The sequence below is a fragment of the Verrucomicrobiia bacterium genome (genome assembly GCA_036268055.1).
Taxonomy (GTDB): domain Bacteria; phylum Verrucomicrobiota; class Verrucomicrobiia; order Limisphaerales; family Pedosphaeraceae; genus DATAUW01.
In genome coordinates, this window is sequence record DATAUW010000004.1 from 19,935 (window position 1) to 32,761 (window position 12,827).

The 12,827-nt window shown below is 52.5% G+C and carries 14 protein-coding genes; 8 read left to right on the forward strand and 6 right to left on the reverse strand.

What is annotated here, in order from left to right; translation table 11 throughout:
* Positions 1–38: 38 nt before the first annotated feature.
* The 3 genes from VH413_01730 to VH413_01740 all read left to right on the forward strand — a co-directional run bounded on the left by VH413_01730 (position 39) and on the right by VH413_01740 (position 2,582).
* Positions 39–707 carry a hypothetical protein gene (locus tag VH413_01730; protein ID HEX3797393.1) on the forward strand — a complete coding sequence of 223 codons (669 nt, stop codon included), beginning with the start codon at positions 39–41 and terminating at the stop codon, positions 705–707.
* 330 nt (positions 708–1,037) lie between these two features.
* On the forward strand, positions 1,038–1,961 hold the full coding sequence (locus VH413_01735) for a hypothetical protein (protein HEX3797394.1): 924 nt from the start codon (positions 1,038–1,040) through the stop codon (positions 1,959–1,961).
* Positions 1,962–2,177: 216 nt separating this feature from the next.
* Positions 2,178–2,582 carry a hypothetical protein gene (locus tag VH413_01740; GenBank protein ID HEX3797395.1) on the forward strand — a complete coding sequence of 135 codons (405 nt, stop codon included), beginning with the start codon at positions 2,178–2,180 and terminating at the stop codon, positions 2,580–2,582.
* A 24-nt stretch (positions 2,583–2,606) separates the two neighbouring features.
* On the opposite strand, the gene VH413_01745 is transcribed toward VH413_01740, so the two are convergent.
* Together VH413_01745 and VH413_01750 are read right to left on the reverse strand one after the other, a co-directional pair.
* Positions 2,607–3,683, reverse strand: a complete 1,077-nt coding sequence (locus tag VH413_01745; protein HEX3797396.1) for a peptidoglycan recognition family protein — start codon at positions 3,681–3,683, stop codon at positions 2,607–2,609.
* 96 nt (positions 3,684–3,779) lie between these two features.
* Positions 3,780–4,091: a hypothetical protein gene (locus tag VH413_01750; GenBank protein HEX3797397.1), complete on the reverse strand. Its 312-nt coding sequence runs from the start codon at positions 4,089–4,091 to the stop codon at positions 3,780–3,782.
* A 153-nt stretch (positions 4,092–4,244) separates the two neighbouring features.
* Here VH413_01750 and VH413_01755 point away from each other — a divergent pair, with 153 nt between their 5' ends.
* Entirely contained in the window at positions 4,245–4,934 is a 690-nt protein-coding gene (locus VH413_01755; protein ID HEX3797398.1) for a lipid-binding SYLF domain-containing protein, read from the forward strand.
* Positions 4,935–5,490: 556 nt separating this feature from the next.
* Here VH413_01755 and VH413_01760 read toward each other — a convergent pair.
* The 3 genes from VH413_01760 to VH413_01770 all read right to left on the reverse strand — a co-directional run bounded on the left by VH413_01760 (position 5,491) and on the right by VH413_01770 (position 8,153).
* Positions 5,491–6,861: an MFS transporter gene (locus VH413_01760; protein HEX3797399.1), complete on the reverse strand. Its 1,371-nt coding sequence runs from the start codon at positions 6,859–6,861 to the stop codon at positions 5,491–5,493.
* An 85-nt stretch (positions 6,862–6,946) separates the two neighbouring features.
* A complete protein-coding gene (locus VH413_01765; GenBank protein HEX3797400.1) occupies positions 6,947–7,861 on the reverse strand; it encodes a hypothetical protein in 915 nt (304 codons plus the stop codon).
* 121 nt (positions 7,862–7,982) lie between these two features.
* Positions 7,983–8,153 (reverse strand): hypothetical protein, encoded by a 171-nt coding sequence (locus VH413_01770; protein HEX3797401.1) that lies wholly within the window; start codon positions 8,151–8,153, stop codon positions 7,983–7,985.
* Positions 8,154–8,232: 79 nt separating this feature from the next.
* On the opposite strand from VH413_01770, the gene VH413_01775 reads away from it, so the two are divergent.
* Together VH413_01775 and VH413_01780 are read left to right on the forward strand one after the other, a co-directional pair.
* Positions 8,233–9,069 (forward strand): hypothetical protein, encoded by an 837-nt coding sequence (locus VH413_01775; GenBank protein HEX3797402.1) that lies wholly within the window; start codon positions 8,233–8,235, stop codon positions 9,067–9,069.
* Entirely contained in the window at positions 9,059–9,367 is a 309-nt protein-coding gene (locus tag VH413_01780; GenBank protein HEX3797403.1) for a hypothetical protein, read from the forward strand. The genes VH413_01775 and VH413_01780 overlap by 11 nt, the downstream gene beginning before the upstream one ends.
* Positions 9,368–9,626: 259 nt before the next feature.
* Here VH413_01780 and VH413_01785 read toward each other — a convergent pair whose 3' ends face one another.
* Positions 9,627–10,376, reverse strand: a complete 750-nt coding sequence (locus tag VH413_01785) for an SEL1-like repeat protein (protein HEX3797404.1) — start codon at positions 10,374–10,376, stop codon at positions 9,627–9,629.
* 336 nt (positions 10,377–10,712) lie between these two features.
* On the opposite strand from VH413_01785, the gene VH413_01790 reads away from it, so the two are divergent.
* Both VH413_01790 and VH413_01795 read left to right on the forward strand, forming a co-directional pair.
* Positions 10,713–11,411: a response regulator transcription factor gene (locus tag VH413_01790; GenBank protein HEX3797405.1), complete on the forward strand. Its 699-nt coding sequence runs from the start codon at positions 10,713–10,715 to the stop codon at positions 11,409–11,411.
* 31 nt (positions 11,412–11,442) lie between these two features.
* Positions 11,443–12,795, forward strand: coding sequence for a hypothetical protein (locus VH413_01795; protein ID HEX3797406.1), 1,353 nt, complete (start codon positions 11,443–11,445; stop codon positions 12,793–12,795).
* Positions 12,796–12,827 lie beyond the last annotated feature (32 nt).

The following is a 12,827-nucleotide window of genomic DNA, read 5'->3' on the forward strand; positions in this document are numbered from 1 at the left end:
GCAACTCTGCGAGGCTAGAGGATTTTTGTTTAGTGTTTTTGGCATGGCGCGTTTTTTCAGGGGGAGCGCCTTCGAGGTCTCACCGTAGCCCGCTTGCCGCTACGCCATCTTTTTCAGGGTTTTCATTTTCCGCTATCGCGGGGCGTTTTATTTCCGGCGACGAAGGGCATGGGCCACGCCAGCGACCCGGCTATCAGGTAACGCCGAAACTTTCGCTGTCATGCCCCATGCACGCCGGAAATAAAACTGATCTTGTTCAAAAAACGTCTCCGCCAGAGGTGAAGCAAGCGGCATACGGCGAGACACGGACGGCGAACATCAAAAAAAAGCTTATGAAAAACAAATTATCAGGTGAAGCAGCAGCACCAGCAAACGCCGTCCAGCAATCATCAACCCGCGCCGAGCGGGTAACGAAATACAACTACAACCGCGAATTGCCGACACTAAAGGTTTTGGAGTTTTTGCGGGCGCAACTGCCGCAGCAATACGAGTTGGCGGAAATTGTTGGCAAATGGATATGGCTGGAATTTCCCAAGGCCAGCAACCGCGCCGCCGCTAATGCGCTCCACCGTTTGGGCTTCCATTGGAATCAACGCCGCTGCGTGTGGCAGCACCCTTGCGGAGCGTGTGCGCCTTTCGCTTCGCACCCGCAAGACCCGCGCAGCAAATACGGCTCTTATTTTGCCGCCGATTTGAAAACCGCTTGATATTTGAAACCACAAACTGTCAGTAAAAGTGTCAGTGAAAGCAGCAGAAAGTTACCGAAAATAGTGACGAGTTAGAGCGAATTTGCATTGTAATATCAATGGTTTTCGCTAGTTTATTGAAATCTGATTTAGATATACAGACTGTGTCCATCTGTGGCTAATTTTTTTTCACGCTTTGCTCCAGGGATGTGTCCAAGTTTTTGACACGTAAAATCAGCCTTTTCGTGAGCTTTGCCCCTTGATTTTTGGACCACGCCGCAGTAGCGTTTTCGCACTGTCGAGATGGTTGTAGATCGCGATGGTGAAAAACGAAAGAGCTTCCATCTTCCTATGAACAAAAAACTCTTGTCCTTCGCCAGCCTGATTGCCGTCGCATCGCTCGCATTTGCTCCTGTGAGCCAGGCAGCGAATACCGCGTTCACCTATCAAGGCAATCTGCAACAAAACGGCGCGCCCGTCAGCGGCAGTTACGATATTCAATTCGCTCTTTACCCTGTCGTGTCCAACGGCACCGCCACCGCCACTCTCACAAACCTCGCCGTGGGCGTCACCAACGGCCTCTTCACGACCACGCTTGATTTCAGCAATCCTTTCAACGGCTCCTCGTTCTGGCTGGACATCGCCGTGCGCCCGGCCGGCAGCGGCGGCGCCTTTTCCGAACTTTCGCCGAGACAACCACTGACCGCGTCGCCCTATGCCCTTTATGCGCCCAGCGCTGGCACGGTCACGGGAATTATTTCAGTCACGAACCTGCCGCCCGCCGTGGTGCTGACGAACAGCACCAGCCTGACCAATTCCCCGACGCGCACCGGTTATTTATTCGCATACGATTTGACCACGCAAACTTTCCCCAGCGCCAACACTTATCAACCCATCACCTTTAGCGTGCCGGGAACCTTGCTGAATGGCTGGACGCTATCGCAAATCGGCCCCGGCTCAAGCACCTTCACGGCCACTAACGCCGGCCTCTATTTATTTCAATATCAGGCGCAGGTTTCCGGCACGAACGGCAGTGTCGCGAACATTAAAGCCACGCTGAACAACAATGCTGAAATCACCGGCAGTGAATCCGCGGTGACGCTCTCCGGCACCAATAGTGTCGCAATTCTTTCCCACACGTTTCTCGCGCAGATCAACGTCAACGATGTTTTCAAACTTCAATTCGCCGCGCCCACCACCGGCGTAACCCTCGTTCCCAACGGCACCGCCAGCACCCGCCCGAGCATCACGCTCACCGTGGTAAAAATAAATTAACGGGCAAATGGCCATTTCGAGCGGACCGCGGGTCTATGACCCGCAGCAAGATCCATACGGTCAAGCCACTGTCGAATCAGCCCGACGCGGCAATCTTTTCGTGAATCACTGCGGGTCGCAGACCCGCGGCCCGTCAGGAAAGTGATTCACAAACTAAAGTTTTCTCAGCCTCGCGCCGATATGGTTGGGTGATAGTGAAGAGATTGACATAGAATTATGAACGTATCCGCCATTGCCCCCACCGATTCGTCCCAGCGCTATTCCGAATTGAATTCCATTCAAAGCGCACTCCAATCCGGCAACATCACCAACGCCCAGCACGCTTTCGCCGCCTTTGAACAGGAAGTGCAAAAAGCCACCGCCACCGGCGCAAAAACCATTTTCGCACCCGGCACTCAGCCAGGCAAAGATTTGCAACTCCTCGGAAATGCCTTGAAGTCGGCGGACCTCAACGGTGCGCAAACTGCATTTGCGACCTTGAAGCAGGACATCAATTCCGTGACGCAACTGACGAATCACTCAAGTTCCAGCAGTTCCTCAGCGCGCTCATTGTCCGGCGCTGGCCGCATCTCAAACGGCCCTTCGCACGTCGCCGGAAGCATTTTAAATTTCCGCGCTTAATTTTAAGAACGCAGCGGCGTTCGTTTAAAAACGATTGCGCATTTCGCCCAGCGACACGTCATTCGCCTGGGAACTGAAGCCGTGATTCATTAACCGGCGCGCATTCCCGATCACATATTCCCATTGGAACGCCGGGCCGGGATCTTCCTTGTTCGTTTGGATATGGTAATGTCCAAGCACGCCTTCGTAATTTTTCAATTCCTCGTCGGGTAATTTATGCGGAATTAATTTGCCGTGGGCATCGGTGGGATAGCGGCACTCCAGCTTGGGAAAAATCGTGCAGAGTGTCGCGGTGAGCTTGATGAGCGCCGCGTATTGTTGCGGTGTGTAATCATACTGAAACCAATCGCTGCCTTGTATCTTGCCCTCGATCAAATCCGGCCGCGCGGGATGCCCGACAAATCCCGGCGTCCGCACGCCACCATCGCCGAGTTCCTTGGGAATCGTGATCGTCGTCAGCCCGGGCTCGTGATGATACCACTCCTTGAGTTGCTTCGCGTCAGGCGAATGATGCGCGCCGGTGTTCGCGATCTCCACGCCGACGGAACGATTGTTGGAAGTCGTGGCATGCCACGCGCGTTCCTTCAAATCGAGCGTTTGATAAATCGTGCCGTCAATGTCCAGCATGAAGTGGACGCTGAGATCACGCTCGTCCTGAAGCACCTTGAAACATTGGCGGCTGACGCTGGCATCGTCGAAATGAATGACGAACTGATCAATCTTGGATTGCAGCAAAGGTAAATCCCACCCGCCGCCGCGCACGCGATCAAGTTCTGCCGGAGTCAGATTATTCGTGCGCAAGCCATAGCGATTGGGCGTGCTAAGGTCTTTGACCTGCTCGGACGAAGCGCGCCAACTGGAATCCTCATAAGGCGAAAAACGGCGCTCGACGCGATAGGCATCGTAACCACCGGGGTCCATCCATAACACCACCGGCGTGCCGGTATGAAAAAATTGGCCGGCAGCGACGATTTCATCCCCCGTGCGCGGCTCAATCGCGCCGATGCGATGGGAGTTCGTGGCGCAACCGGTGGCAAGGAGAATCAGTCCGAACGCAAAAGCGAAAACGTGCCGCGACGCAGGCCAAAAGAATTTTGTCATAACAAACTGCAAACCAGCCGGGGCATCGTCATCAGATTTTCCGAGTAAGTCAAGGGCGGGGAGTTACTCAGGGGAGTTACTCAAAAGCCGGGAGAATTAATCGGCAGAAATGCTGCGTTTGCCGCGCAAAAATAAATGCCAATAGGCGAGCAGCAAAAGAAAAATCATCAACACTAGCAGGCGCGGACGCTGTCTTTCATTTTCAGAATTATAAGCATGCACAGCAACGGGGCTGCTGGGCGGTTGCGTGACGACAATGGAAACTTGCGGACCCGCCGGCGCAGTCGCAGACACGGCGGCGGTGTTGGTGTTTTGCGGAACCCAGGGCTTCATGCCGTGCTCATCCGCGCGCGCGAGGGTGAGCCAAAAGAGCAGGGCAAAAATGGTTACGGCGAGATGAATACGCATCGTTGGAATATGTATAAAGCGTGCGGCGGCATTATCAAGCGGCAAGAATGTTGCCGCCTTTATCGGACCGAAGCGCACAAAGAATTTAGTTTGCAAGGCCACGGACAAGGTTTAATTTTAATGGACAATCGAAATCCACTGCGAAAGGTTTTTATGAAGACGATATTGCTCGGATTATTTTTGCTGAGTTTCGCCGGGAGTGCGCTCGCGCTGGAGCCATCGCAGTTGGATAATCGCATCAAAATGCTGACGGCCAAATTCGAAGCCATGCAGCACAAGCCCGATAAACGCATCCCCCCCGAATTGCTGCGCAAAGCCCAGGCGATCGTTCTGTTGGACCGCACGAAGGGCGGATTTATTTTTGGTTACCAGGGCGGCGGCGGATTGGCAATGGCGAAAGATTCAGCCACGGGCAAATGGAGTCCCGCTGCGTTCATGAACGCGAACGAGGCCAGCCTGGGCTTTCAAATCGGCGGTGAGCAGGGATTTTATGCGATCCTCCTGATGACGACGAATGCCACAAAAATCCTGATGAACGGCAACATGGATTTTGGCGGTGAGGCTCGCGGCACAGCGGGCGATATGGCTGGCAATGTCGAGGCCGGCACTTCGCCGATTTTGATTTATGCCGACCGCAAGGGACTTTACGGCGGCGCGGTGGTAAAGGGCGGGATGATCGCCGCGGATGACAAGGCGGATGAAGTTTATTACGGCACGCCGGTCACGATGAACGAAATCCTGTTTGCCCATAAGGTGCAACCGGGCGAGCCCGCTTCCTATTTGATCCAGCGATTGAACGCATTTTCACAACCGCACGAGGATTCAAAATCCATTTGGAATTAGCGCGGATTTCTTTTGCCGGCATACAAAATGGCCCGACGGCAGCCAGCGTCGCCCTGACGTGAAGACGGTATCAGATACTTCCCAGCGTAGCGCGTCTTTTCCCTTTCCTCTCTGCGCCTCTGCGCCTCCCCCCTCTGCGTCAAAAAAAGAAAACCAACTGCCCGATCTCAGTAGTATGTCTTGCAAATGATTGAATTGAAGTTGCTTGCGCATGGGTTTTGCCGTGTCGGCCAAACTCTTACGTCACGTAATTTAGGAAATTACATTTCCCGCCGATGTGATGGTGTGCATGAGATATTCTGAATCGAACTTATGAAATTCAAATCCAAGGCGAAAAATCTCATGGCTGCGGTTTTAAATGGCGGGCGCTCCGTCCGGTCGGCGGTTGGTTCGAAGAGGTTGTCCGTCCGCTTTGCGGAGCCCAACTCGAAAGCGCAAGACGTCGTAATCTTGAAACGGACAAAGGGCCCGGACCCCGTACCAGGCCGTCCGGAGCGTCCCCGCCATTTCGCGGCTTGCCGTTGACCTTTCGTATCCGGTCGCGGAAACCGCAGGCTCAATCTTCCGGCAAAGGTCTGCCCTTCGTCTCCGGCGCCCAAATCAGCGCCACCAGCCCCAGCACGAAAATAAAGGAAAGTATCGTCGCCGCTTTGCGGAACGGCTCGTTCACACCCGCCTTCAACAGATGCGCGTTGAGCGTCGTGAGCATCAGCGGAAAACCCGCCGCGAGATAACGCACGGTGTTGTAGCAAAAACTGATGCCTGTGCCGCGCAACCGCGTGGGAAATAATTCCGGGAAATAAATCGAGTAACCGCCAAACACCGACAACTGCGCAAAGCCCATCATCGGCAGCATCCAGTAAGCATCCGACCCGCTGCGAAGATTGTTGAAAACATAAATGGTGATGATGAGACAAAGCGTGAACGCGCCGAAGAACGCTTTTTTGCGTCCCAGATAAGTCGCCACCAGCGTGAACGTGAGCATTCCAAAAAACGCGCCCACATCCTGAAACGTAGTGCCGTAAGCCTTCACGGTGTCCACGACTTTTTGCGGTTCATTCTTGAGCGCGGTCGAAATTAATTCCGGCGAGAAAAATCCGATGCCCCACAAACCCGCCATGCCCGCCAACCCAAGCGCCAGTCCGATCAGCAAATGTTTCCGCCAATAAGGATGGCCGAAAAGTTCCTTCACCGAACCCACTTTGGGCGCGTCCTTATGCTCACGCGCGCGACGCTTCGCTTCCTTCCACGGTTCCGGTTCGTGCAACAGCCACGGAATAAATAACGCCAGCAGCGCCGGCAAAGCGCCCACGAAAAAAATGAATCTCCATCCGGCATAACCATGATAAAAATCCGCCTGCCCCGGACGAATCACTCCGCTCAGCAGCGAGCCGGAAATATTGCCGAGCGCGGAAAGCGCCTGCATGACGCCCAGCGCCATGGGCCGCACGCGGCTCGGCACACTCTCCGCCAGTAGCGTCGTCGCCGCGCCGAACATTCCGCCGATGCCCAGGCCGCCGAGAAAACGGTAGATCAAAAATTCTTCGCCCGTTCGCGCGAACCCGGTCAGCCCGGAAAAAACCGTGTAGGCCAGCAGCGTGGCCACCATCGTCTTCACCCGCCCGGCGCGATCACTCATCATGCCGAACAGAATTCCACCGGTCGCCCAGCCGACCATCATGATCGCCGTCGCCCACGCGCCCCAATTTTTGATGACGACATCCGCCGTGCCCGGGCCGAGCAATTCACGCATCGCCGGTTCACGCGCAAGAATAAAAATGCGCTGGCCCATGCAATCGAACAGCCAACCCAGCGCGGCGATGACAAACACGAGCCAATGATAAAAAGTTACTCCAGCGAAAAGCGGGCCTTGGGAAACCGCAGCCGCCGGTGAACCGGTGGGCCGAGCTTGAGTGGGAATAGACACAACCCGATTTTGAAAAGTTTTCCGCGTCTGTCAAGGTCGTCGTGCGTTCGGTAGTGCCCTAATTTGAATTATGCCCCGACATCCATCAATCATCGGAGTATTCTCCCTTATGCTTAAAAGAAGGATATTTAAAAATGGGAGCCAGACCGGTGGGTTTTTGACCGGAATAAAATGCATTAAGATTCGACCTTACGTTATTCGTTCCGCTCCACCATTCCATACCTTTGGAAGTAAAAGCCACCATCATGCCACCTTTCGCAAAAACTCCACCGAGTGCGATTTCATCTGGTCGCCGATAATAAACTTGATAAATGGGATTGTTAGAAATGGTCACAATCTCCAATGCATTGGAAGTAAAATTCATATCCCACATTGGCGGCAATTGCGAACTGGATTTGCCGCCCCTCAAATTAATTATCCGGTCCTCGTACGGTATATCAACATCCACATAAAATCGGTTGGAATCCACTCTCCATTTAAATGGCTCGAATCCATTTATATTGATAAAGTGAGCCTTTTTGATTTCTTCAGGAGTCATTTCACTGGAATTGCCGCCATAAGACAAATAGACGTTCGTGCAATTTGGAGGCAGTTCCGGCGGTGTCCATGCCGCAGTTGTATTCGTTGGTGGAGGCCCATTGGTGATTTCAACCCAAAACACATACCCACACAGAATCACAGTAGGGAGTGCCACACAGACACAGGCCAAGTTTGCGTCCCTTTTTCGTGCACCATGATTTATGAGCGAAAGTCGCAGCGCAAATGCGCCAGAAATTAAACCAAGCAACAATAGCGGTATTGAAATCAGAGCTAATATATGATTTACAAAAAATATACTTCCAGCGACGGCAACCAGCACCCAAAACCCCCACTCAAGCTTGATGAGTTTTCTCTTTCTGGCTTTCGTTTCAGTAGTGCTCAATTTTTGAGGCTTTCGTTGATTATCTTTGCAATTGGAATCTCGTTCGGGATTTTGGTCTGTGTGATTATTTTGCATCATTAGCCTAATTTGACATTTTCAAAATACATGCAATTTTCCAATCGCTTTGGGTGCGTAAGTTAACCGGCAAACCAGCGTTCCTTACAATCGCTGATCGCGAGTCCGAGACTCGCCGCATCCATTAAGCTGCCTTTTCAAGCAGTGTTTTTCTTACCCAATCTGATTTGGATTCGTTCGATGCTCTGATTGCCCCCTCGATTTTCTTGTTTTCTTCGGGAGAAAGTCGCGCCTGAATCAGAATCCCGCGCAGTTTTTCCTTTGAAACTTTTGGTCTGCCCATTTTGGTTTTCATAAAATACTTTACGTATGACGAAAATAATTGTTGACCAAATATACTTTTCGTAATACGCTTAGTCAACATTTAAAACGATATGGCAAACATCCTCTCCACCGAAAAGAAAACACTGGCGATTTCATTGCTCTGCGAAGGCTCAAGCATCCGCGCCATTGAGCGCATCACCGGCGTGCATCGCGACACAATCATGCGCTTGGGCGTGCGTGTCGGCGAAGCGTGCGCTAAGATTCAGGATGAGAAGTTCCGCAAGCTGGATTGCACCAACGTCGAAGTTGACGAATTGTGGGGATTCATCGGCAAGAAAAAGAAGCACGCCACCGCTAAAGACATGGTGACTGGCGTCGGTGATGTCTGGACGTTTATCGCTTTGGATGTGGACTCAAAGCTCATCCCGCAATTCACGGTCGGCAAGCGTGACATGTATCACGCGCAGGCTTTTATGAGCAACCTTTCCGAACGCCTCTCCAATCGTATCCAGCTTACCACGGACGCGCTGGCGGCTTATCCTGACGCGGTTGAACGCGCTTTTGGCAGCGAGATTGATTACGGCCAAATCGTAAAAACCTTTAGCGTTAGTAATCTCAACAAGGATGCCGCCAGCCGGTACAGCCCCGCCGAAGTGGTGAAGACTGAACGCAAGTGCATCGTTGGCAAACCGCTTAAGGAACTGGTGAGCACAAGCCATATCGAAAAGCAGAATCACACGCTCCGTATGCACTGCCGCCGCCTCGCTCGCCTGACAAACGCTTTCAGTAAGAAGCTTGAAAACTTTCAAGCGGCTGTCAGTCTCAATTTCGCTTATTACAACTTCTGCAAAGTTCACGGAGCCATTCGTTGCACGCCCGCGATGCAAGCGGGTATCGAAAGCAGTCAATGGTCTGTGGCGGAACTGGTGAAAAACTGTGGCGAATAGCGATTACATTGAGCGATTAAAACAAGTCATATTTCACATGCACGGAACGGACGCGAGTCACCTCGCATCTGTCCCCGTACGTGAGGAATTTAATGGTCGCGTGATCTGGGACGGCACCGTGGAAGTGTTCGCCCTTGTGAACCATCCTAAGGCCCAACGCTGCTACGCGTGGTCGCACAGTAGCGGTGCGGATGATAAAGACGAAAGATTTGTGGCCGTGCTGGAATTGCCGCCGGTGGTTTCAGTTCAGACGGCGGTCAAGGTGGCGATTGCGGCGGAAGTGAAAGGGAAGAAATGAATCGTTTCGCGTTCTGTATTTTCATTCTTGCAACCGGATTTGGCGTTTGGACCATAATTGACGGCTTCCTTCATCTAAATGGGTGGCATTTATGGCTGCATACGGTCGCCTTCATAGGAATTTTGTGCTCAATGTGGGTTAGCGGTTTTAGCCGCAAGAAGCCAAATTAGGACACTACCGTGCGTTCGACCACCGACGGAGAGGCTATTGCCCGAGCAGGACGCGATAGAACGCCCGATGAAACGCCACTCCCGTTGACTCAGTTCGTCGGTAATTTTGTCAATTCGTCGCTGGCGTCTTTATTGCCTTGCGCGGCGGCTTTGCTGATGAGATCCCGGCCTTTTTGCGGGTCTTTGTCCACGCCGTCGCCATTCAAATAACGCATGCCCATTTTATATTGCCCGTAGGCATCGCCTTTGTCGGCTTGTTCCTGTTGGAAAGCCAGAACCCGGGCTTCCGTTTTGGATTTGGCGGAGGCGGCTTGCTCTTTTTCTTCTTCGGTCAGTTGATGGACCCAGACTGCGCCGTAATCGAGCATTGGCATATCATTTTTGTCGCCCGCTTTGAGCGCGACGAGTTTGTCGTTGCGCGAAAGAAATTGGCCGACGGCCACTGGCCGCGGATAATTCACCACCACAAATGTTTTGGCCGTGCCGGTGGTATTGTTCGGGAGCAAATAGGCGAGCGGCTCATCGAACCATCCGGTAATAACCACCCCTTCCGTGGACACCTTTGCGACGTGTCCCTCGAACTGCACCCAATCGCCACCGCGCGCGAAATTGGTCTTGTCATTCATCACGCGCCACGGGTCGGTCGGCACGAAAGCTTTTTGATAATTTTGAACCTGGGCGGTTTGGTCGGCGGTCGGGGAATCGGCATCCGAAGCGCCCGCGGCAGAGTTCGTGCCCCCGGCCTTGTGATGTTTGCCATGCTTGGCGGGCGTGGCCGTCTGTGCCCAGAGAGTGAAAGCCGCGAGGCAAAGGAGGAAAATGCCGGATACCGTTTTCATGGTCGCCCTTTCAATAAAACGAACAAGGTTTCAGTAATAGACCGAGAATTGCCCCGCAAGGTTACAAGTATCGGCGAAAGCCGTCCAGCGGCGAATAGAACCATAAAGGGCGCATATCTGCCCACAGCCTCGGTGATAGGGCCGGCGCTAGCGCGCCGCCGGAACAAACCCACAGGGATAGTAGGCCGCAGACGTACGATTTGAAGCCATTGGGCCTTGCATTTGCCGAAAAGGGCTGTCTTAATATTCCACTGGGTGGATGAAAACATCCGTTGAAATCTGTAACAAGGCCGATAGATTAGGCGTCTATTTTTAGCAAAACCCGTCGTACAATCCATGAGCGGTTTGAACAACAGCAAGCAACCCAATCAACGCAATGAGGTGCGCATCCTCATTGTTGACGACCACCCGCTGGTGCGTCTTTCGTTGCGAGAAGTCATCAAGCGCGAATCAGATTTGTTCGTGTGCGGCGAAGCCGAGGACCGCGAACAGGCCTTGGAACTCGTGGCCAGCGCCAAGCCGCATCTCGCCATCGTGGACCTCACGCTGAAATCCTCCAACGGCATGGATCTCATCAAGGATTTGCGCGACCGTTTTCCCAAGGTGCAAATCCTCGTGCTCTCCATGCACGACGAAGCCCTTCACGCCGAACGCGCCATTCGCGCGGGCGCGCGCGGCTACATCACCAAGCAGGAAGCCACCAAGAAAATCATGGTCGCCATCCGGCAAGTGCTGAGCGGAGAAATTTATTGGAGCGAACGCGCCGCGGCCCAGGTCGCTTCCAAAATCGCGCGGGCAACGCGCGCGGCCACCACGTCTTCGGTGGACACGCTGGCGGACCGTGAATTGCAGGTCTTCGAATTGATCGGCGCGGGCCAAAGCACGCGGCAGATCGCGGCCGCGCTGCACATTGACGTCAGCACCGTCGAAACTTACCGCGCCCGCATCAAGGAAAAGTTGAACCTGGACGATTCCCTCGCGCTGCTGCAATTCGCCATCCGCTGGAACATCGCCAACGCGACCGGCGCGGAGTAAAGGCGATTGCGGAAACACGACTGCAAACAATATGCCAATGTTTCTCGCCGAGATCGGTCGTTCTTGTCGTATGCTTCCGTTAAGCTTTTTGCTTTTCTTGCTTGGAACTCCACTCTTAAGCCATGCCAGCCTGACAATAACGGTTTATCATAACGATGCGATTTATCTGGCAAGCGACTCGCTGGCGACTTGGCATTCTGGCGACAAAACTAATATTTCAATTCGAAAATTATTTAAGGTCTCTGATACGTGCTGCGCGGCGATAGTCGGATTGACAACTCACGAGATTGAGACCACGTCTGGAAAAGCTGCCTTTTCTTTGAATGTTCTTGGTTCGCTTGAGCATTTGTGCGCCGAACAATCAACCAACTCAATGAATCTGGATAAAAAGATCGAGTTCATCACTAGCAAATTGGACCAAGAGTATCGTTCCTATTTCGTGGGTTCAAAAAAGATTGCCGGAACGAATTTTGACCGGCAACCCACCGTTCTTGAATTTTCCGGTTATAATCCATCCAAGCGATGTTTTTTTGTCAGTTCCTGTTTGATTGACGGAACAAACACATGCTCAATCAAACCCGTGAAGGAATATCGGCAATCAAGCGATCCAGAGCCTATATACCTGCAAGGAGAGCCGACATTTTTACTTGCGTTGCTTGCGGAGGAAAAACCGGAATTGACAAGCCTGGTTCCTCCTGGTTTTGGCCAAACTGTGCGACAGCTGACCGCAGATGAAAAAATTCCAGACCCTGCGATAGCGGACTTGATTTTGGAAATGTTTCAGATGCACAAAGAAAATGCAGCGCGTCTTGGCTATAACCCGGGTCATATCGGCCCGCCGTATCGAATAATAAAGATAACCGAGAAGGAAATTGTGGCGATTACCCCAGACGCCCTTTCGGACGAACATGTGCCCGAACCAATGCTTTCCTCGACTGAGACTCCCGACGATAAAGCCATTGACGTGGTTATGGACAAACTCGAAAGTTCTTTTAAAGCTGGTGATTATTCTTATGCAACGGAAGTCATTTACACCCCGATTGTAGAAAAAATGGGTGGGCGAAAAGCTGTGACCGAGGCCGCCACAGCGGTTATGGCTCAGGCAAAGCAGCAGCATATTGTCATCGTTTCGTGGAAAGTTAAAAAACCCTATCAATACGTCCAGGGAGAATCCAGAACCTATGCGGTCATTCCGTATGAGTCAGTGATGAAAATATCAGGGAAAACAATTAAACAAACGAGTTATCAACTCGGCATAAAAAATGGAGATTCTCACTGGGAGTTTGTGAGTGGCGACAGTCTTACTGCCGCTGGTTTTCAAGAGTTTTTCCCTGATTTTCCAAAAGCGATTCAACTTCCAGAATTACAACGACACTTCGAGTGAGCTTTTGTCGCGCACATTGTCTTAGAAATCAA